Below are 21,390 nucleotides of genomic sequence, written 5' to 3' on the forward strand. Positions count from 1 at the left end.
TAACACCAGTTAGAAACACTGAACTTTTGAGCACACCACCCAGAAGGGCATCGCTCGAAACCAGTCAAAATCCAGCCGGAGATGATTTAGTTTCAATGAATTTTGCAATTTCCAACCAGACCCACATGCTCTCCAATGGCCAGCTGGCCCTGGAGTTCAACCAGTACAACGTGCTGCGATCCATTAAATCCGGCAACGTAATGGTGGGTCAGTACGAAACCCCCGAGCTGGAACAGGCCCTGTCCAACATCTACCTGAGGGTGAAGCAGGATGGAAACATCAGCGCCACCCCGCTGATGTATCTTAACCCCCGGATTGAAACCTTCCGCACCACCTCCGGACAGATTGTCTGGAAAACAGAAACGGATGCTTTCCGCGCTACCGTCACTGCCACAGTGGCCTCTGACAGCAGCACCCTGTTTTTGACCACTGATGTCGAAAACACCGGAACTGACGAGCTGACCATGGACCTCATCTACGGCCAGGACATTGCTCTGGCCGATGAAGGGGCGGTCAAATCCAATGAAGCTTATTGCAGCCAGTACATTGATCACCAGGTGTTCTCCGTAGAGAGCGCTGGATATACCGTCTGCTCACGCCAGAACCTGCCACAAAGCACTGGCAACCCCTGGGTGCAGCTGGGCTCTTTCTCACCGGTTGCGCATTTTGCGACGGATGGCATGCAATTTTTCGGCAAGGACTATAAGTTCACCAATCAGCCTGAAGCCCTGTCAAAGCCAGCTCTGGACGACACCCGCTATCAGTTTGAAATTGCCTATATCGCCCTGCAGAGCGAAGACATCACCCTGACCGCTGGAGAAAAGACACAGACTGTCTTCTATCTCCATTTCCAGCCGGATATGCCTTCTGTCAATGTCTCCGAAGCCCTGCCGGTTGCAGACATTAAAAAACATTACCAGGCCCCGGAAGCCTCCATTACCGATGAGAGCGCCCAGGCAATCGACCTGTCCGACTTTGCCCAAAGCTGTCTGGCCGCTCCTTCCGTAGTTGTGGGAACGCCCCTGAGCGAAGAAGAAATCCGCCACTTCTTTGGCAGTGAACGACGCTTTGCCGAAGAGGAAAATGGCGAACTGCTGTCTTTCTTCCATAAAGACAGTCGCTATGTCACCCTTCAGGCAAAAGAGCACCTGCTGGAGCGCTCTACCGGTCATATGATCTCTTCTGGCAACAACCAGAATTTCATGAATCCGGTGATGAGCTCCACCCACTGCATGTACGGTGTGTTCAACTCCCATGTGGTACTGGGCAACACCTCCTTTAACAAACTGATGGGTGTAGAAAGAAGCTCCCTGAACCTGTTCAAGTCCAGCGGCCAGCGTCTCTGGGTAAAAGAGGATGGGCAATATCGACTGCTCACCATGGCTTCCGCCTATGAAAATGGCGCCAACCACTCCCTGTGGATCTACAAGTACAATGGCGGCTATATCCAGGTTCGCAGCTTCAGCGCCCTGGCCAGCTCTGCCATTCAAATGGATATTGAAGTATCCGGCTTTGATACACCACTGGACGTCATGGTCACCAACCAGCTGATCATGGGCAACAATGAGAATGAAAATGCCGTCACTGTCCGTCAGGAAGGTCGCCATATCCACATTTCCGGCTACAACCCGCTGATTGCAGAGACTCACCCTGAACTCAGTTACACCCTGATGACCGATGACACCCTGTCGGATGTATCCGTCATTCATGATGATAAAGACTCTGCCCGCTTCCTGCTGATCAGTGGCCAGATCAGCAGCACAGCCAGTCTTACCATTGCCGGCAGCCTGAGCGACAAGGATCAGAGCCCTGTTGAGCACCTGGATTTTGAAACAGAAACCCGTGCCTACCAGGAAGCCCAGAACCGACTGATCAACCACTTCAACATCCAATTTGAAAACGACAGCTACAATGCCGACAAGCTGAACGACACCATGCAGTGGTTCACCCACAACGCACTGGTTCATTACAGCACACCCCATGGCCTTGAGCAGTATTCCGGCGCCGCCTGGGGCACCCGTGATGTCTCCCAGGGACCCTTTGAATTCTTCCTGTCCATGCAGCGCTATGATCGAGTTGCCGACCTGCTGGAAACCATTTACAGCCACCAGCACATGGAAACCGGAACCTGGCCACAGTGGTTCATGTTTGACCAGTATGCCCGTATTCAGCAGGAAGAAGCCCACGGCGATGTTGTCGTATGGCCCCTGAAGGCACTGGCCGACTATCTCACCGCCACTGGCGACCTGGCCATTCTGGACAAAGAGCTGCCCTACACCAGCATTGAGCAGGGCTTTGCCTTCACCGATGAAAAAGTCAGCCTGTTCGCCCATGTGGAAAGACAGGTCAAACACATCATTGACAACCTGGTGCCCGGAACCTCCCTCTCCAGCTACGGCGATGGGGACTGGGACGACACCCTGCAGCCTGCCAACCAGGCTCTGCGTGAAAACATGGTCAGTGGCTGGACCATTCCGCTGACACTGCAGGCGTTCAAGACCATCAGCAAAGCCCTGGCAGGTCACGAACAATACGCCCGTTTCGTAGACGGCATTATCAGTCTTACGGAGCGTATGGAGCAGGATTATCACAAATACCTGATCAAGGACGGTGTCATTGCCGGCTTCATTCACTTTGATGAAGGCAAAACCGACCAGGTGGAATACCTGCTGCACCCATCTGACCAGAAAACCGGCATCAAGTACCGCCTGCTTCCGGCTTCCCGCTCCATTATCTCCGAGACCTTTGACCCGGAGATGGCCGATCGCCACATGGGAATCATTAACGAGCACCTGGTTCACCCGGACGGCGTTCGCCTGATGGACCGGATGGCAGAATACAAGGCGGGCAAACAGAGCTACTTCAAGCGTGCCGAGCTGGCTGCCAACCTGGGTCGTGAAGTGGGCCTGCAATACTGCCACGCCCACATCCGGTTTATTGAAGCGCTCTGCAAAATGGGTAAGGCCAAAGAGGTATACGACAACCTCTATAAAATCATTCCAGTGGGAATTGAGGGAGCGGTACCAAATGCTGAACTGCGCCAGTCCAATGCTTACTTCTCAAGCTCAGACGGCAAGTTTAACGACCGCTATGAAGCCTATAACAACTTTGACAAGCTGAAGTCCGGTGACGTCAAGGTGAAAGGTGGCTGGAGAATCTATTCCAGTGGTCCTGGCATTTACATCAACCAGCTGATCAGCAGTGTTCTGGGTATTCGCTATCAGCAGGAATCCCTGCTCCTGGACCCGGTCATCGCAAGAGATCTGGGCAAGGTCACCCTGGACTTCCAGCTGTATGACAAACCCTGCAAGCTGGTCATTCATCCGGATCAGGGAGAGCACACCCCCAAAAGGGTCACCCTGAATGGCAGTGAACTGGCCATGGTTGAGCAGCCTAACCCATACCGCAGCGGCGGTATGCTGATTGACAAAGTGGTGCTGAACAAGCTGTTGAAAGACGCTGGCAACACTCTCGAAATCAGACTGTAATCAGTATGACCTGCTGAAAACCCAATGAGGGGCTACGTGCTTTTCTGACAGACCTGCGAGCCGCAGAAACATCGGAAAACACGTACCTCTCACACTTCCCTGGCATTAAATTATTGATGTCAGGAGGGAAACTTGCTGGTAGAATCGTTTCTACAATTTAACCGAGCTACACGTACAAGCCCCGGAGAACACCGAAAACCCCCTGAATGAACAGAGGTTACCAGGTACATCCCAGGCTTGTACGCCACTGTTTTTTTTTGCGCAGAGACTATTTTCCGCAAAACTATGTCGTCAAGACAGTTCGAAGACAGTCCGCAAACCAAGGAGCATTGCGGTGAAAGCCACTATTAAAGATGTCGCCAGAGAGGCAAAGGTTTCCATATCGACGGTTTCCTATGCCATCAACGGTAACGAACGGATCAGCGAAGAAACCCGCCAGCGCGTGCTGAAGGTTGCCAAAAAGCTCAACTATGTGGCCAACGGCAATGCCAAGCTGCTCAAGCAGAAAAAGACCCGCGCCATCGGCCTTTTCTTCAACTCCTGGTTTGGCCCGATCTACAGTGAAATCGCCAGAGGCATTGAAAGAACGGTTCACCAGATGGGTTACGACCTGCTGGCCTGCAGTCTTTATGGTGAAGAGAACTCCACGGCTTATAAGTACCTGCGCGACCGGATGGTTGACGGCGCCATCATCCTGACCAACTCTTTCGACGACAAAGTTCTCACTTCTGTTGCCTCCAAAGATCTTCCTCTGGTGGTGCTGGACCGTGAGATTCAGGCCGACAACATCTACAGCATCCTGATCGATAACTTCGGTGGGGCATTTGCAGCTACCAAGGAACTGATCAGCCAGGGATGCCGTGAAGTCTATTACTTCAGTGGTCCTCAGGACTCCTACGACAACCAGAAGCGTCTTGAAGGTTACATCGCCGCTCTCGGTTTTTTCAACGTTGAGTTTAACCGGGACTTTATTATCCAGTCCGACTTTACTGAAGAAACCGCTTACCGTCAGATGAAAGAAATGCTGGCCAAAGGTACCCTTCCCAAAGCCATCTTCTCCGGAAACGACGAAATGGCTCTCGGCATTAACCGGGCGGCCCGTGAGCACGGAGTCACCATACCGGGTGATATGAAACTGGTTGGCTTTGATGACATCCGTGAATCCGAGTTAACCGTACCGGCCCTGACCACCGTTTCACACCATAAGCTGGAAATGGGGGCTATGGCTGCCGAAACTCTGTTTAATGCGATTCAGGCAAAAGACGACGCAGAAAGACAGAAGATTGAAGGTCTGAAAATGATTCCTACAACACTGGTGAAAAGAGAGACCCTTTAAACGGTCATTTAATTGGCAACAGGCCATATAAAAGTTTTTTAAAAATAAAGATTCATGGTCAACGCTTCTTAAAGCAGGCCATGGATCCGCTGAATACTCAGCCCTTTAGCTGAATAATTGGGGTGAATAGTTGTAATGAGTTTAAAAGAGCGGGTAGGAATCATTACTCCTCTGACTCACCCTTTCACCCGATTTAAACCGGACAGCACCTTTTATTGTAAGGGATTGCGCAGGCGCTTCAATCTGGAAGACCGTTGCCTGTGCCTGTCAAAAAATTTTTATATGCCCTGTTTCTTCAAGGTTAATAAGATGTATAAATGGTTTGCACTTGCCTTAATAGCATTCACATCCCTTGTGCCCATTGACAGGGCACAGGCCAGAGAAAAAATTGAGTTCATGGTGCCTTCCGGGGACTACATGACCTTCGTTACCGATGTCATAAAACCGGAATATGAAAAACGTCACCCAGACATAGAACTGATTGTTACCAATGACGGCAACCTGGAAACCCGGATGGCTGCCGGTGACTCCCCCAATGTGTATGCCGGAGTCTTTGGGTTTCAGGTTGCCCGCTACGCCAAGCTTGGCAAGCTCTCCTACCTGAACCAGTTTCCCGGTTTTGAAACCCTCAAGAACCGGGTAGACCCTCAGTTCGTGACTGAGAACTTCGGGCGGAATTATTACATTCCCTGGCACCTGACCACCCAGATGATGATCTACAACAAAAAACTGTTTGTAGAAGCGGGTCTTGATCCGGAGCGTCCCCCCGCCACCTGGGACGAATTCCTGGTGGCTGCCCGAAAAATCAACCAGCTTCCCCCAAGGGCCAACGGCAACACAGTGTATGGCACCGTACTCTGGAACGATGCACTCTCCACCGGAGGCTGGTACTGGAACCTGCTGGCCCAGATCTATTACAACTTTAATGAAGGGCAGTATCAGCTGCTGAACCGCTATGGCACCCACCCGGTCTTTGACCAGAAAGAGGCGGGCATGGTTGAGTTTTTCTCGGTCATGAGCCAGGCACAGAAATATGCCCCCTTAGCCATGGAGCAGAACTTTTTCTCCCGCAGTATTGGCATGTGGCTGCAGTACGGTTTTGGCTGGAAAGCCAACCTCCAGGATGCCGCAGGCGGCCCAATGGTCATTGGCAAGGATGTGGGTGTGGCTCCCATCCCGGTCAGCCGACCCGGTGCACCTCATATGTCGACCCTTGACGGACGGGCACTGATGGTCTTCAAGGGTACCAGAAAACAGGAAAAGCACAGCTGGCAACTGATTGAGCTGCTGATGGAAGACGACATCAACCTGCAGGCAACCAAAACCCTTCAGCAGCTGCCGACCCTGATGACCCTGCAGGACAACCCCTATTTCCAGAGCCCGGACACCAAGCCGTTCATGGACCAGCTGCGCAATACCGTGATGAGTGAGTCCTTTGTCAATATCTCGGATGTCGCCAGCATCATTTTGAAATATTACTCCCGTGTCGTACTTAAAGGAGAGCTTGAACCTGAAGAGGCGGTGAAAAAGGCCGGTCAGGAAGCCCGGAAGCTGTTGAAAAAAGGCTGACCTCAGGCCCTGACCATCACCCAATATTGAAATGAACGAATTCAAACCTTTTCACAGGCTGTAAGTTATGAAATTCAAAGAGAACTGGATTGCCTATCTGTTTTTATCGCCCTGGGTTCTGTTTTTCCTGGTGTTTCTGCTGTACCCGTTTTTTCTGTCGTTCCAGAACAGTTTTCTCGATGTGAATGTTCTGAACCCGGAAAACACCCGGTTTGTAGGTTTTGGCAACTGGATCAAAATTGTCGCCGACTTCAAGTTCTGGCTCTCTCTGTTCAACGTCCTGTTTAACCAGGTCATTTTTGTGGCACTCAGCTTCGTCATTGCCCTGACGGCGGCATTGATGTTGAACGAAGTGAAGTTCATGGCCAGCGTGTTCCGCACCATCCTGTTTATTCCGGTCATCACCTCTATTACCGTTGCCATGATCATCTTTGACTTTCTGGCAGCCCCCACCGGCCCGATTCAGGACTCCATGGTGAGTGCCGGGATGCTGGCTGAGCCCGTGTTCTGGAAATTTGAACAGTGGCTCCCCATGCCGGTCATTGCCGTATTCAGCTCCTGGAAGTGGTTTGGTGTCCAGATGATCATCTTCCTGGGCGGCATCGCCAGTATCAACAAGTCCCTGTACGAAGCCGCTGACCTGGACGGCGCTACCTGGTGGCGCAAGGCGACAAAAATTACCCTGCCCATGATCAAGCCCCAGATCGTCTTTGTCCTGACCATCAACATCATCAATGGCCTGCAGATGTTTGTGGAAGTGTTCATGAACTTTGACCTGCAGGGTGGCCCTTACAACTCAGCCCTGACCCCCGTGCTGTACCTTTACCAGACCGGTTTCGAACAGATGAAGATGGGTGAGGCTTCCACCATTGGCCTGCTGCTGGCCCTGATTATTTACACCCTGACCATGATGCAGCTGAAGCTCACCAGCAAGGGGGATCACTAATGACTTTTATGGACCGTCTGATGAAAAGACAGATGCCCACCAGGCAGCAATGGCTGATCTACGGGTCATTGATCCTCGCCAGCTTCGTGGTGCTGTACCCGTTTTTCTTCATGATCATCAACTCGTTCAAGACGGGTGCCGAGATCATGCACACTCCAAATGCACTGCCTACGGACTGGTCTTTCCAGGGTTATATTGAGGTGTTCAAGAGTGTCAATCTTGTCCGGATCTTCCTGAACACGATTTTCATTGCCACCTCCATTACCGTGCTGAACTGCCTGTTCTCATCCATGGTCGCCTACGCCATCGTCAAGACCAACATGCCTGGTCGTGAATTCTGGCTGAAGCTGATTCTCTCTTCCATGATGATCCCGGCCATCCTGTTCACCATTCCGGTGTACATGATGATGTATGAGTGGGACTGGATAAACACCTACCGGGTTTTGATCATTCCCGGCTGCATCAGTGCTTACAACATTTTCCTGCTGGTCCAGTTTATGAAACAGATAGACAACGCCTATCTGGAAGCCGCCCGGATTGACGGTGCCGGTGAATTCAGGATCTTCTTCAAAGTGGTGCTGCCCATGCTGCGGCCTGCACTGGCCACGGTGGGCATCCTGACCTTCATGGGAGCCTGGAACGATTTTATGGGGCCACTGCTGTATATCCGTGATGACTCCATGCTGACGCTGCAAATGGCCCTTTATAAATTCCAGTCCGATGTACCCGGTGGCAAGCTGGAGCAGCTCTGGGCAATGACCACCATGATTGCCGTACCGGTGGTGTTTGTCTTCTTCTTCCTTCAGAAGAACTTCATCAAGGCATTTACCGGCGTAGGAGTGAAGTAATGAGCCTGGGAAAAAAACTGTCGCTGATCCTGGTCTTTCTTGTGGTGACCTATTGCGCCGCCTGGATCAACGCTTATCGCCAGTCCAGTGCCTATTTCGACTTCGCTGTGGAGCAGATGGAAAAAGGCAACCGGGTGATCGCCCTGAAGGGCATGAACAAACTGGAGCTGCGCCTGGATGAACCTTACCTGGGGGGCTTCCAGCAGGTCATTGAAACCTGGGAGTCCAGCGTGCCTGGTCCCCGTCCGGGCTTTTACCAGAAAGCCATAGAGCAGGCCAAGCTGGTGCTGCCAGAGCTTTCGGATGACGAACTGCTGCAATTCATCGACCTTTATGTCCAGCTGGATCGTCGCTATGTCCCTGAGGCTGCCCTGGAGCTGCTCAAACGCGCTCAACTGCTGGGCAACCAGGCCATGGGCTGGGAAATGAATGAGTTTCTTCAGGAAGCGTTCCCTGACTTTGAGTATTAATACCCGGATCCAACGTTAACTGCCGTATTGCCTGGATTGAACATGATGAACCACCCTTACCGGAACCCCGCTCTCCCCGTGGAAGAGCGTATTCAGGACCTGCTGTCCCGCATGACCCTGCAGGAAAAAGTCGGACAGCTCTGCCAGACGCCCATGCTCAACTATGAAGAGCAGAAAGAGGCTTACCTTGAAGGGGTTCGTGAGGGTCGCTGGGGATCCAGAATCCTCGCTGATACAGCCTGGGCCGGGAATGCTCCAGGCATCACCGTGGACCCGGCGCAGTTGAACGAAATACAGCGGGTTGCAGTTGAGCAGAGCCGTCTGGGCATTCCCCTGATTGTTGCACGAGATGTGATCTACGGTCAGCAGACGGTTCTCCCTATTCCCCTGGCCCAGGCTGCCTCCTGGAACCCTGAGCTGGTAGAGCAGGCATACACCGGCATTGCCCGGGAAGCGGCCTCCCTGGGCATTCATTGGACCTTCGCCCCCATGCTGGATATTGTCCGCGACCCCCGCTGGGGCCGTGTGATTGAGAGCAGCGGCGAAGATCCTTTCCTGAGCAGTGAACTGGCTAAAGCCGTGGTCCGGGGTTTCCAGGGAGAGAGCCCGGCCAACCCGGACTCCCTGCTGGCCTGTGCCAAGCACTTTGTGGGTTACGGGGCTGCTGAGGGCGGGCGCGATTATGACACCACTGAAATCACCGACAACAGCCTGCATAACGTCTACCTCCCACCGTTTAAAGCGGCACTGGAAGCCGGTGTTGGCACCGTCATGTCCGGCTTTAATGACCTGGGGGGAGAGCCGGTCTCCGGCAGCAAAGCTCTGATACAGGGCTGGCTGAAAGAACAACAGGGCTTTGATGGCATGGTCATCAGTGACTGGGGATCCATCTCCGACCTGGCCTACTTCGGTGTCACCGCCGATGCCGCCGGTGCCGCGGCCAGAGCCCTGGATGCCGGGGTAGACATGGCCATGACCAATGAGGCCTATGAAGATCACCTGGAAACACTGCTTGAACAGGGTGCCATCCACCTGGAAAGGCTGAATGATGCCGTCTGTCGTGTACTCAGAGCCAAGTTCCAGACCGGCCTGTTTGAAACACCCTACGTTGATGAACACCGGCATCAGCAGGTTCTGAGAAGAGAGGACCATGTAGCCCAGGCCCTGAATCTGGCAGAACAGAGTCTGGTCCTGCTGAAAAACAGACATCAGGTACTGCCTCTGACCAAACATCAGCTGAAAGTGGCGGTTATCGGTCCTCACGCTCATTCCAGACGACAGCACCTTGGCTCCTGGTGCCTGGATGGCAAAACAGAAGACGTCACCAGTATTTACGACGGAATCCTCTCTGCAGCACCGGATCTTGAAGTGCTGACCGAAACAGCTGCCTTCAGTGATGAAATGGTGGAGTGTGCCCATCGGGCCGATGTTGTGGTGCTCTGTGTCGGTGAAAGCCACCGCAGAACCGGTGAAGCCCGGAACATTTCTGAACTGGCCCTTCCCGCTGGACAGGAAGAGCTGATCAGGGCCATTGGCGAGACCGGCAAGCCCCTGGTTGTCATCCAATGCACCGGTCGTCCAATCCCCTCTCCAGCTGCAGAACAATACGCCGACGCGCTTCTGTTTGCCTGGCAGTCCGGCACTGAAACCGGCCACGCCGTGGCCCGCGTTCTGTTTGGCGACGTATCACCCTCTGGCCGTCTACCCATGACGGTGCCCCGGGCAACCGGACAGGTCCCCATTTATTACGGCCGCAAGCCCATTGGCAAGATGCGGGACTTCCAGGACTACCAGCCCTACAAAGACCTGAGCGCTGAGCCTCTCTACCCCTTCGGGTTTGGCCTGACCTACAGTGAATTCAGTTATCGGAATCTGCGCCTTTCCCAGAGAGCGCTGAGTGAAGGGGAGACTCTGGAAGCAACCGTCACACTGACCAATGAAGGCCCCATTAAGGCGACCGAAGTCGTTCAGTGTTACATCCGGCAGACACTGGCCAGCACCACCCGTCCCTGCAGGGAACTCAAGGACTTCCGGAACGTCACCCTTGAGCCGGGGGAAAGCCGGGAGGTCACCCTGACCCTGACACCGGAAAAACTGGCCTATTACGGCCAGGAAAAGCGGTTCACCCTGTCTTCAGGCCGGTTGGAAGTCTATGTGGGAGGTGACTCAAGGGCTGAACTGATGGATGCCTTTGAGCTGAGCCTTTAAATCCGGTGCCGGTGGTTCAAAAAAGACACCGGCTGACTGTCATCGATTAAAAACAGCCAGAACGCTTCAATGAAAAAGAAGGTAGTTTCACTCATGGTAGCAGGCGCACTGTCCCAGGCGGTAAGTGCCGCTGATGTGCAACCGGCACAGACCCCGCCGGTCCAGCGTCCGAACATTATCTACATCATGTCCGATGACCATGCCCAGCGGGCAGTGAGCGCCTACGGAGGGGATCTGGCCAAACTGGCCCCCACGCCCAACATCGACCGGCTTGCCGAGAACGGTGTCCGTTTCGCCAGCTCCTTTGTCACCAACTCCCTGTGCGGCCCCTCCCGTGCAGCAATGCTGACCGGCAAGTTCGGCCATAAAAACGGCTTTAACTGGAACGGTCAGCTGTTTGACGGTACCCAGGACAACTGGCCCAACCTTCTGCACGACAGTGGCTACACCACCGCCCTGATTGGCAAGTGGCACATCAATCTGACCCCGGAAGGGTTCAAGTTTGACCACTGGGAAATCCTTAACGACCAGGGGGAGTACTACAATCCGGACTGGATCACCAAAGACGGTGTGAAAATGGAAATGGGTTACACCACGGACATGATCACCGACAAAAGCATCAAATGGATTGACCAGCAGCGTGACAAGTCAAAGCCCTTTGCCCTGGTCATGCACCACAAGGCCCCCCACCGGAACTGGATGCCCGCCCCTCGCCATACCCGGATTTTCGAGAATGTCGAGTTCCCGGTTCCCGAAAACTACTTTGATGATTACGAAGGTCGTGTGGCTGCCAAAATGCAGACCATGAACATCTATCGCGATGCCCAGGAAGGCCATGACCTGAAAATGACCACTGGTGTAGGTGAAACCCAGTGGCGGGAAGATATCTGGCCGCACCTGCTGGCCCGCCTTACCCCTGAGCAGCGGAAAGAGTGGGATCAGGCTTACCAGGCACGCAATGACTACATGAATGCCAACGAGTCAAAGTGGTCTGAAAAGGAAATGGCCATCTGGAAATACCAGCGTTATATGCAGGACTATCTGGCCACCATCCGTTCTGTGGACGAGTCCGTGGGCGAAGTGCTCGACTACCTGGAAAAGCATAACCTGACAGAAAATACCATTGTCGTTTATACCTCAGACCAGGGTTTCTACATGGGTGAGCATGGCTGGTTCGACAAGCGGTTTATGTACGAAGAGTCATTCCGCACTCCCCTGCTGATGCAGTATCCCGCAAAGATCAAACCGGGAACCGTGGTCAATGAGCTGGTCCAGAACATCGACTATGCCCCAACCTTCCTGGAGTATGCTGGGGTCAAGGTGCCTGGGGCCATGCAGGGCAGGTCCATGGTCAACCTTCTGGCAGGCACGGAAAACGCTGAAAACTGGCGTTCATCTCTGTACTACCACTACTACGAATACCCGGCCATGCACGATGTCAGCCGCCATTACGGCGTGCGTGACCAACGCTACAAGCTGATGCATTTCTACTACAAGATGGATGAGTGGGAATTCTACGACCTGGAAAAGGACCCGTCGGAGATGAACAACGCAATCAATGATCCAAAATACGCCAGTGAAGTGGCTCGCCTCAGGAAGGAAATCAAAAAGCTTGAGGAAGAGTACGAGGTACCCCCGATGGCTGAGTGGCTGGACGCTGACCTGGAACGTAAGCGGGCCCCCACCCTGAAAGAGCTGTTTCCTCACAGCTTTAAATAAAACAGCAGATACCCCGGTATCCGCTCTATAAACCAGCGTTGCCCCGCCTTATGGCGCGGCAACGCTTTTTGCAGGCCGGAACAGCAACATGCAATTACAGTTTCTATCCAACTTGAAACGCAGGGTCACAGGTTTCAAACACTCAGTGGTTCTGGGTTTATTCTGTCTGCTCTCCAGCCAGGCAGTTATCGCCGGGTCTTCTGTCAAGCCCGAGAGTGACGCGGAAATTATCCAGAAACTCTACCGCAACAGTTACACCTACTGGCAAATGATCCGTAATGACAACGGTACCTATAACGATCTTTATACGTTCGAAGGGGAGTCCGAGGTAGGTTCGATTGCCAACTCCGGGATGGGGCTGATTGCCCTGACCATTGGCCATATCAATGGCTGGGAGCCCGAGGCGGAAAAGTTGATTATCCAGAGCCTGAAGGTTCTCACCGGACGTGATCCTTCCTTCTCTGTTCCCCGCAACGCCCGGAATACCTATATCCATTTTTACAATGTCAACACCGGCCAGGCCATGGGAGATGACTGGAGCCCCATTGACAGCGCCATCATGCTCAGCGGAGCTCTGTTTGCCAAGCGCTACTTCCACAACAATACGACCATTGCCGCACTGGCGGATGAGCTTTATCGAACCACCGATTTAAGACCTTTCATCGCCGATTACCGCAAAGGTCAGATTCACCTGGCCTCCTATAAAGATGGCAGCATGAAACAGTACCGGACCAAGGCGTTCAATGAGTATATGATCGTCGCCGATATTGCCCGCCAGCAAACCATCGACTTCGGGCCTGGTGCCGGGGATGATGCCCTGCGTTTCTGGAAAATCTGGTATGAAAGCACTCACTATACATCCGTGACACGCTACCAGGACATTCCCCTGCTGGGAGAGAGCCCTAACCGCTTTATCTCCATGTTCAATTTCCAGTTTAATAACTATCTGGTGCATGCTTACTCAAACTCTCCTGAGTATCAGCAAGCCTCCACAAATGCGGCCAGAGCAGACTTTTCATGGTGGCAGAACCAGTCCATCCAGGATCGTCGGGAGTACGAATGGGGCAGCGGTGCCGGTGCCTGTGCCACCGGCTACTGTGTCGACCGGATTTCCCTGCCGGGCGAGGACAAGAACAAAGAGAAGACCGTTTCTCCCCATATTGTTTCCGGTTTTCTCCCCCACCTGGACCGGGCACGGGATGATCTTCTGGCCATGTACCGGGACCCGCGCAAACGCGCCCACTATCAACTGAAGGACGGCAGCACCATTCTCTGGCGATACAGTGCTAGCAATCCACAGTGGCGCGCCAACAATATTCAAGCGGTGGATTACTCCACCATGTTATTTGGTCTGGCGGCTCTTCCTGAAAACCTGGGCATGGGTTTCTTTAACTCGTTTAATGATTATTTCAATCCAGACAAACCGGTTTATCAGAACGCCATGTCCACAGCCAAAGAAAAGCCCATGGCAAAATAAAAGTATTCTACTGAAACCCAGGCTTTCCCAAACCGGGAAATAAACGATAGATGTCAGGTAAATAAAACCACCTGATTTATATAGAAAAAGGAGGACTCAAGCCTTTTTATTCAGAAGGTGATCCAGATCTATAAATTGTACAGACAGTTATTGGATAATGGGGCTGTTAATTCAGAGGGTATTCCCTTTTTCATCTCCTCTGACATTTGCCGCCTCACTGTTTCATGCCATGGTGATCGATTCCATTGAATCGTCATGAGGCCGGTTTTTATTGTTATAATTCCTCGGTAAAGTAATGAACTTTAAACCATCCCGTTTGACAAAAAGCGCAGGGGTCATGCTGACGGCAGCATCCCTGATGGTGCAGGCAGCATCCGCCGCTCCTGTTGCACCGGAACAACCCAACATTCTGTTCATCTTCAGTGATGACCATTCCACCCGGGCCATCAGCGCCTACGACGATACTTTTATCAACACCCCGAATATTGACCGGATCGCCAATGAGGGGGCTATTTTTGAAAACACCTTTGTGGGTAACTCCATCTGTCAGCCAAGCCGTGCCACGGTTCTGACGGGCAAGCACACCCACCTCAATGGAGTCATTGACAATACATCCCGCTGGAATGGTAACCAGACCATCTTCCCCCGACTGCTGGCCAAATCCGGTTATGACACAGCCCTGATCGGTAAATGGCACATGAACCCTGCCCCAACCACAGAGTTTGGGTACTCCACGGTATTATCCGGTCATGGCCGCCAGGGTACTTATTACAACCCCGAATTTATCGACCACAAAGGGAAAAAGTACCGGGTACAGGGTTACTCCACCGATGTTATCACCGACAGAGCCATCAGCTGGCTGGAAGGAGACCGGGATAAAAGCAAGCCATTCTCCCTGATGGTGCAGTTCAAGGCACCCCATACTCCACGTCGCCCCCCGGCCCGGAACATGACCAAATTTATGGATCATGTATTCCCGGAACCGGCCACTCTGCATGATGACTACAGCACCCGGGGAGAGCACGCCGCCAACGCCTGGATGCAGATCTATGGCATGAACGACGTCGGCATCAATGCGTTCCCTCCTGCTCCGGATACGCCTGAAAAGGCAAAAATCCGTAAGGAGTGGCTGGCCAGCATGAACAAGAATGCCCGCCGGGTTTACAATGAATGGATGAACCGTATGACGGAAGAGCAGCGCAATGCCTTCCATAAAGCGTACGATGACATCAACGTGGACTACTGGAAGAAAATCCAGTCTCCTCCTTTCAAGCGTCAGTTTGGCAATGTCTCTCCTGAAGACAAGAAGACTCGGGTCAGCTATATGTACCAGCGCTTCATGCGTGACTACATGGCTTCTGTCGCCACTGTGGACGAAAATGTTGGCCGCCTGCTGGAATGGCTGGATGAAAACAAGCTGGCGGAAAACACCATTGTTGTTTACAGCTCCGACCAGAGCTTCTTCATTGGCGAACACGGCTGGGCAGAAAAGCGCTACATGTATGAAGAAGGGATGAAAATGCCTTTCGTGATCCGCTGGCCCGCAAAGATTGCTCCCCATCAGAAGCCCCAGGCCATGATCCAGAACATCGATTTTGCCCCCAGCTTCCTGACCATGGCCGGGGTTGATGTACCGAAAGAGATGCAGGGCATTTCCTTTACGGACCTGCTCACTGGAAAGATGACCGATGCCCAGTGGACGGCTAACCGCCCCGCGGTTTACTACCACTACTACATGCAGGGCGGACACAACGTGCCCCGTCATGATGGCATCAGAAGTGACCGTTACAAGCTGATCAACTTCTACACCGGTGCCGGCTCTTTCGAGTTGTACGATCTGGAAAATGACCCCAACGAAGTCAGCAACGTGTTTGACAATCCGGAGTACAAAGAAGTCCGCAAGACCATGATGGCTCAGCTGAAAAAGCTGCGGGCGGATTATGAAGTACCGGAGAGTGACTTTGTGGCACCTTACCCCTACATGAACCGCAGGGAAAGAAAAGCACTGGGTTATTGATGGGTTTTCACTCACTCAAAACCAACCAAAGCAGCTGACGGCACTTTGCCCTCAGCTGTTTTTATATTCCCGCAACAGCTAACAATAGAATGAAAATAATAACTCAACCAATTGATCGATCCATCAAGAAAGCTAGGCTTGAGAAATATTCAGACATCATCAGCTGACTCTCCCATGCCTTTTCCCCATTCCCGGTTTCGCGCTTTCTGGCAAACAGCCTTTCTTTCTGTCTTCCTATTAGTGTGTAGCGTCAAAGCAGTAGCCGTCGTCACTGAGGTCAAGTGCAAACTGGAAACCTATTACGACAAAAGTTCACATACTATAAAAGGCACAAAGTATTCTATGATCATTTGTGTTTTAGAGGGGGAAACTTCTCAAGTCGGGCTAGTCACCTTTTACTACATACCTGGTTTCAATAACCTCCCAACGCGGTTAAGGACGCAATTAAGGCCCATTGCTTTTTATCATCATATAACCCGTGTTAGGGCAAGGATTCTCAACTCTCCTCTGGAACATACCTCTGAGTGCGCCGAAGTTCAGATGCTCAGGCGAGCTGCCAGAGAAACAAACACAGCCATTGAGCTTAATGAAGTACAGCCCTCCGTGTCCTCTGAAGAAGAAAGGCAAATCTCCTTATGGCACTCCATCACTGTCGATATTCTTGAGGATGAAAGAGAAAGAGCTGAAGAAGCACATCTTCAAGATGAGGAATTAGTTCAGGAGTCGCTTACGGCCCTGCATGAACTGCCTGAAGTCAGTCTCTCCGTCATCTCAGGCTCTGGTAACTGGGGCTTCCCTATTAACAGAAATATCGGAATGATAAATGACCTGAGACACGCTCAGGATCTTATTGCCCCCTACACAGGAGGACCTCAGCCCTCCCCAAGAAAGAACCAGAGAAGGACACCACCGGAAGACCCTGCTGAAGATCCCCCCCCGGAACCTGAAACCTGGAAAAAATGGGTATTGAGACACTATAACAATATCAGTTCTCTATATCCGTTCACCATCGCTATTGCCGGATACCTCGGGCTTACATATTATTCAAAACTCAGAGCCGCTGTGGCTGTCTATGAAGATCCCCCAAAATATGACTTTTTCGCATGCCGTGTCCTTGTCTATGCGGGCACCAATGAAGCTTTGAGAGACCTTCAGCGCGGGCATATTTTAAAAAGGGGGCACGGTTTAAACTCTGGCAGCACCTACAAACAGTTTGTACATTCATTTAATGCCTCCAGTACATCCCGGAGCACCTCACACCTCACTGGAGAAATCTTCAAGTTTGAAGGTCATAACGAGCATTGCATCTGCCCCTATTGCCCAAAGGCCGGCTTATTCAGCCAGGGAAACTTTCAGGGCTGCCTGGCGGATGTCATCGTTCAACGCCAGGTTATTGTTGATAACCTCAAAGACCAGTTCCTGAATAATGAAGACAACGTACTCGGTGATAAAATGATGCTGGAGGGCGACTTTATGCATTTTAACACGCCTGAAGGCGTCAATGTGACTGCATCTTGCAGATGCCAGGACTGCCCCACAGAGCCTACCGAGGAGTCGGCCAACAACGGCGAGGCTTTGACGACTACTGTCGGAATGGTCATAGCCGGCGTCCTGGCTGTGGCTGGCTATGGGGGCTATCTGATTTACAAAATACTATGATCGTCCTTTTACGCCTATAACCGCCCGGAAAACCGAATGGAATAACCACCATCCGGCTCGGCTTTGGCCACCAGCGGCAGGCCCTTCTGCAGTTTTTCCGGCATAGCTTCACCGGGGTCCAGCTCCGCAATAAACTGATAGCGGCGCCCGGCATTCAGGGTAAACCGCCCTTCACTGGTTAATGCCGGTGATGACTGCCGGACTTCTGCCACCAGAGAGCCATCCTCACAATCCAGTATCACATCCGCTTTCCCCAGGGGAAGCTCCCCATAGGGACTATAAACAGAGCTGCGCTCAAGGGCCAGGTCCCCATCCACAGCACTGCAACCCCGGGGACTGAACTCTGCACTGTCCAACTCAAGCCCCACCACTCCGGTCACCTCTACCAGGTCCGCCGGGTAGTCCCCGAAATGCTTCATCACCCAGGGTACCGATGCCTCTGCACTCAGGCCCTGAATCCGCACCCCGGACTCGCTGACTTCAATCTGCCCCTTGGCAGACAGGGGGTCCTGCAGTGTGCCCAGAGAAAAATCGGCAACCACCGTCTTTGTTGCCAGCGCCCATGGAGCTATCTGCCACTCAACCCCAGGAAGGCTGATGCCATCCACCACAACCGACTCCGCCCTGCCTCTCCAGAGGGATCCTGAAAGACCCGCCATGGATATCGAATCAGGTACCGGGGCATATTGATAGACAAGTGCGGCAGGCAGCCCGGCCACCATAAAGCCTCCCCAGGAGACCAGACCCAGCAGCCCCAGCCCGACCACTTTCTTCAGGCTTTTCTTGCGGGGAGCCTCATTGTTTATCTTCATTCCCGGATCAACTCCAGTCTGTCTATTTGCACAATGCCCGCCTTGCCGGTCTTCTTCACCCGAAGCTGTTTCAGTGTTACCCCGTGGCTCTGCTCAAGTTCGGTGACCCATTTCAGCAACTGATCAAAAGGCGCATCCCCGAGGCTGACCTGCAACAGTCCCTGATTACTTTTCATCCCGGTCACTTTCAGTTGATGGGGTCTGGCGGTCCGGTTCACCAGCTGGTCCAAAGGCCCCGTTGAAGAAGGCACGACCCTGGCACCAGCCCCCTGAAGCTGGACAATTTCACTGGCTGTATGTTTGACCCTGCCCAGCATCTCATGATGGCTGGCCAGCCGCTGCTCGGCCATCTGCCGGTTATGCTCCAGAGGCATGACAATCAATTGCCAGACCAGCCAGAACAACAGAACCGGCACGGCCACCAGAACAATCCTACGCTCTCTCCGGGACAGGCCGGCCCACCAGGATGTTATGGAGGAAAACAACGGCTGCAGAGTTTCAGAGAGTCTTGCTGAAAATGGGCTCATGGGGTATTCCACCGGATAATCAGAGTGCCTGTTGCCATGGGTTGTGACGGGCTGTTCGTCCGATTCGATACAGGTGAACGGTCATCCTGCTCAATGGACTGAACCGTCACCGAAATCTGTGGGCCCAGCATTTCCTGGGCACTTTCCCGGAAGCGGCTGAAGGACTCAAATACCGCTGACTGGGCCACCATCCTCAATTCCTGGCGGTCGTAGTCATAGTCCAGCTGTCCCGGCTTCAGCATCGGTTCTTTCAGAAATACCGGAGCCAGGGCATCCAGCAGGGCAGGCAGTCCGGAACGGGCTTCCGATGTTTCCGGTTTCATCTGGCTCAGTTTCTGATTGAGCTGGGACTCCAGACGAACCACCCGCTCCCCGGGAAATAACTGCTGATAAATCGCTCTGGCTTCCTGGTTAACAGCATCCGCCCGGGCTTGCAATCGGGAGGTCTCCATAACACTGGAGGCTGCCATTACCGCCAGCGTTGCCACCAGTAGCCCGGCCGCTGCTTTCCAGGGCCTGAAAACTCTGGAGTAGCCTGACTGAGGCTGCCACTCCCCCTGCAGCAGGTTGACGCTTGAGTCTCTCGCTTCTTCTACCAGTGGCGCTAAAGGGCTCTCCGGTCGCGCATTCAGAACCCTGCGATTGAACCCCTGCTCAGGAGCATCTGGTTCATCAGAAACTGAATTCGCGGATGAGTGATCACTCTGGGCTTTCTTCTCACCAGCAAACTTCTCTCTGAAAAGACCTTCCAGATAAAGTTCCGCCCAGTCACTGTCACAGACAGCCGCTTCCCAGGTGCCGGACCTGATCAGAACCTGCTCATCCAGGTTTAACAGGGTACACTCCCCCTCACTCCATGGAAGCGCCAGGTTATCTGGTAACCACTGCCGACTTTCCAGACCAGCCTCACTCAACCAGCTTTGCCACAGACTCATCCAGGAACGTGCGACAACGGCCAGATGAACCAGGCCTGGAGACTGCCCGAGCACTGCAAAGTGCAGATCCGTCACGTCCTCAGCCAGCTCATCTTCCAGACGCCAGGGCAGGGTTTTTTCAACAGTACGAGTCAACTTTCCCTGGAGTTCGAGGCTGTGAAACCGGACTCTCTCACCGGGAACCAATACCAGGCAGGGCTGGCCTGCAGCCACCTCCGCAACCGCCCGGAGATTATCAACCGGGTCATTTTCCTGGTCACTGACTCCGGCCTTCTGAGGGGTCCACCAGTAAACCGCCCCCCTGGGGTCAGATGGCAGCCTTACCACCAATTCCGGCTTCATGAGCTGGCCCCCAGTTTTCTGCGAATGACACTCAACTTGTCATCCCCCTCTCGTCTGAGCAGACTGCGCAACCCGGTGACGGAACCGGAAAAACCCGCTTCAGCCTGCAATTCAAAATAGTGACTGTTAATGATCATATACTTTTTGGCATCCGTGCTGTTGTAGTTAGCCAGCAACGGCTGCGTCAGAAAACTGTCCATGGTACTCCAACCATCAGACGGTCGCCCTTCCAGAACCTTGTGGGCCTGGTCAACAGGCAGATTCCCCTGGGCATCGCCATAAAACAACGCCGCCAGCAGTTCTGGCTGGTCCTCTGGAATCGTATTAACATTAATGGCCAGGTCGGACTCGGGAATGGCGCATAAATAAGGCATGACATGTCGTGCAATAGCAGAAGACACACCGGCAACAGCCCGCCATTCACTGACATCCCGCATCTGGGTCCGCCCTGCCAGGTGGGGTACCGGCCGGGCCAGATAATAATCATCGCCGTAGGTGACAGATCCGGTCTCCGGCTCCTCATCAGACACCCAGTCCCGGGTTGCCCGGGCGATGGTTTCCGCCTGGTAATCATCCACCTCAAGCAAACTGAGCAGGTGACTGAATACTTTCAATTCCCCTGGCAGTTGACCATCTGCCTGGTCCTGCTTTGCCAGGGCGTTAAGATTGAAACACCCCTGGGCATCCCTGACCGCTCCGGCAATCTGGCCATTTTCCACGGGAAAAACCAGCCCACTGGTAGCCCAGTACTGCCCCAGATGGATCAAATCCTTGTCGTCTTCAAAGGTCTGGGCCAGCCCCCTGATCGCCAGCTCCTCCGCAGAAAGCGCATACCAGCGGGCCTGTTCCAGATTCTGCCGGGCCGTTGTCCGCCGGAGCTGATTCCTGAATTCAAAGGTAAACTCTGCCAGCATCAGGGTCATCAATGTCAGGATCAACAGAATACTGAGCAGGGCGATACCGCTTTGCTTCCCCGCCGGGGACGACAGAGTTCTGTCAACTCGCCACGCTTTATCAAACAATGCATTCACGGGCAC

15 protein-coding genes are annotated in these 21,390 nt (G+C 53.1%); 11 read left to right on the forward strand and 4 right to left on the reverse strand.

From position 1 onward, the window contains the following. The first annotated feature begins 95 nt into the window (after positions 1–95). From ACNRUY_RS05130 to ACNRUY_RS05180, 11 genes are all read left to right on the forward strand, one after another. Entirely contained in the window at positions 96–3,488 is a 3,393-nt protein-coding gene (locus tag ACNRUY_RS05130; RefSeq protein WP_488110566.1) for a GH36-type glycosyl hydrolase domain-containing protein, read from the forward strand. 334 nt (positions 3,489–3,822) lie between these two features. Continuing rightward, entirely contained in the window at positions 3,823–4,824 is a 1,002-nt protein-coding gene (locus tag ACNRUY_RS05135) for a LacI family DNA-binding transcriptional regulator (protein ID WP_488110567.1), read from the forward strand. 309 nt (positions 4,825–5,133) lie between these two features. After that, positions 5,134–6,393, forward strand: a complete 1,260-nt coding sequence (locus ACNRUY_RS05140) for an extracellular solute-binding protein (RefSeq protein WP_488110568.1) — start codon at positions 5,134–5,136, stop codon at positions 6,391–6,393. 67 nt (positions 6,394–6,460) lie between these two features. Then, on the forward strand, positions 6,461–7,339 hold the full coding sequence (locus ACNRUY_RS05145; RefSeq protein ID WP_488110569.1) for a carbohydrate ABC transporter permease: 879 nt from the start codon (positions 6,461–6,463) through the stop codon (positions 7,337–7,339). Beyond that, positions 7,339–8,187 (forward strand): carbohydrate ABC transporter permease, encoded by an 849-nt coding sequence (locus ACNRUY_RS05150; protein ID WP_488110570.1) that lies wholly within the window; start codon positions 7,339–7,341, stop codon positions 8,185–8,187. The genes ACNRUY_RS05145 and ACNRUY_RS05150 overlap by 1 nt, the downstream gene beginning before the upstream one ends. Then, complete coding sequence (locus ACNRUY_RS05155; RefSeq protein ID WP_488110571.1) at positions 8,187–8,657, forward strand: hypothetical protein; 471 nt, start codon at positions 8,187–8,189, stop codon at positions 8,655–8,657. Before ACNRUY_RS05150 ends, ACNRUY_RS05155 begins: the two co-directional genes overlap by 1 nt. Positions 8,658–8,699: 42 nt before the next feature. After that, on the forward strand, positions 8,700–10,865 hold the full coding sequence (locus tag ACNRUY_RS05160; protein ID WP_488110572.1) for a glycoside hydrolase family 3 N-terminal domain-containing protein: 2,166 nt from the start codon (positions 8,700–8,702) through the stop codon (positions 10,863–10,865). A gap of 69 nt (positions 10,866–10,934) precedes the next feature. After that, positions 10,935–12,584 carry a sulfatase family protein gene (locus ACNRUY_RS05165; protein ID WP_488110573.1) on the forward strand — a complete coding sequence of 550 codons (1,650 nt, stop codon included), beginning with the start codon at positions 10,935–10,937 and terminating at the stop codon, positions 12,582–12,584. A gap of 88 nt (positions 12,585–12,672) precedes the next feature. Beyond that, positions 12,673–14,061, forward strand: coding sequence for a hypothetical protein (locus ACNRUY_RS05170; RefSeq protein WP_488110574.1), 1,389 nt, complete (start codon positions 12,673–12,675; stop codon positions 14,059–14,061). Between the two features lie 337 nt (positions 14,062–14,398). Beyond that, the gene (locus tag ACNRUY_RS05175) at positions 14,399–16,078 is read left to right on the forward strand and encodes a sulfatase family protein (RefSeq protein WP_488110575.1); all 1,680 of its coding nucleotides are present in this window, start codon (positions 14,399–14,401) and stop codon (positions 16,076–16,078) included. A 540-nt stretch (positions 16,079–16,618) separates the two neighbouring features. Next, the gene (locus tag ACNRUY_RS05180; protein ID WP_488110576.1) at positions 16,619–17,737 is read left to right on the forward strand and encodes a hypothetical protein; all 1,119 of its coding nucleotides are present in this window, start codon (positions 16,619–16,621) and stop codon (positions 17,735–17,737) included. A gap of 14 nt (positions 17,738–17,751) precedes the next feature. On the opposite strand, the gene ACNRUY_RS05185 is transcribed toward ACNRUY_RS05180, so the two are convergent. From ACNRUY_RS05185 to gspK, 4 genes are read right to left on the reverse strand one after another with little or no spacing between them, the layout of a single operon-like run. Continuing rightward, positions 17,752–18,549: a type II secretion system protein N gene (locus ACNRUY_RS05185; RefSeq protein WP_488110577.1), complete on the reverse strand. Its 798-nt coding sequence runs from the start codon at positions 18,547–18,549 to the stop codon at positions 17,752–17,754. Continuing rightward, positions 18,546–19,076, reverse strand: coding sequence for a type II secretion system protein M (locus ACNRUY_RS05190; protein ID WP_488110578.1), 531 nt, complete (start codon positions 19,074–19,076; stop codon positions 18,546–18,548). Before ACNRUY_RS05190 ends, ACNRUY_RS05185 begins: the two co-directional genes overlap by 4 nt. Beyond that, positions 19,073–20,353, reverse strand: coding sequence for a type II secretion system protein GspL (gene gspL, locus ACNRUY_RS05195; RefSeq protein WP_488110579.1), 1,281 nt, complete (start codon positions 20,351–20,353; stop codon positions 19,073–19,075). Before gspL ends, ACNRUY_RS05190 begins: the two co-directional genes overlap by 4 nt. Continuing rightward, positions 20,350–21,390 (reverse strand): type II secretion system minor pseudopilin GspK, encoded by a 1,041-nt coding sequence (gene gspK, locus ACNRUY_RS05200; RefSeq protein WP_488110580.1) that lies wholly within the window; start codon positions 21,388–21,390, stop codon positions 20,350–20,352. The genes gspL and gspK overlap by 4 nt, the downstream gene beginning before the upstream one ends.

The sequence above is a fragment of the Endozoicomonas sp. Z74 genome (assembly GCF_057680865.1).

Coding starts and splice junctions, on each gene's coding strand:
- ACNRUY_RS05140 (WP_488110568.1), top strand. CDS start 5,134: ATGTATAAATGGTTTGCACTTGCCTTAATAGCATTCACATCCCTTGTG.
- ACNRUY_RS05160 (WP_488110572.1), top strand. CDS start 8,700: ATGATGAACCACCCTTACCGGAACCCCGCTCTCCCCGTGGAAGAGCGT.
- gspL (WP_488110579.1), bottom strand. CDS start 20,353: ATGAAGCCGGAATTGGTGGTAAGGCTGCCATCTGACCCCAGGGGGGCG.
- ACNRUY_RS05185 (WP_488110577.1), bottom strand. CDS start 18,549: ATGAAGATAAACAATGAGGCTCCCCGCAAGAAAAGCCTGAAGAAAGTG.
- ACNRUY_RS05165 (WP_488110573.1), top strand. CDS start 10,935: ATGAAAAAGAAGGTAGTTTCACTCATGGTAGCAGGCGCACTGTCCCAG.
- ACNRUY_RS05150 (WP_488110570.1), top strand. CDS start 7,339: ATGACTTTTATGGACCGTCTGATGAAAAGACAGATGCCCACCAGGCAG.
- ACNRUY_RS05130 (WP_488110566.1), top strand. CDS start 96: ATGAATTTTGCAATTTCCAACCAGACCCACATGCTCTCCAATGGCCAG.
- ACNRUY_RS05190 (WP_488110578.1), bottom strand. CDS start 19,076: ATGAGCCCATTTTCAGCAAGACTCTCTGAAACTCTGCAGCCGTTGTTT.
- ACNRUY_RS05155 (WP_488110571.1), top strand. CDS start 8,187: ATGAGCCTGGGAAAAAAACTGTCGCTGATCCTGGTCTTTCTTGTGGTG.
- ACNRUY_RS05180 (WP_488110576.1), top strand. CDS start 16,619: ATGCTCAGGCGAGCTGCCAGAGAAACAAACACAGCCATTGAGCTTAAT.
- ACNRUY_RS05170 (WP_488110574.1), top strand. CDS start 12,673: ATGCAATTACAGTTTCTATCCAACTTGAAACGCAGGGTCACAGGTTTC.
- ACNRUY_RS05175 (WP_488110575.1), top strand. CDS start 14,399: ATGCTGACGGCAGCATCCCTGATGGTGCAGGCAGCATCCGCCGCTCCT.
- ACNRUY_RS05145 (WP_488110569.1), top strand. CDS start 6,461: ATGAAATTCAAAGAGAACTGGATTGCCTATCTGTTTTTATCGCCCTGG.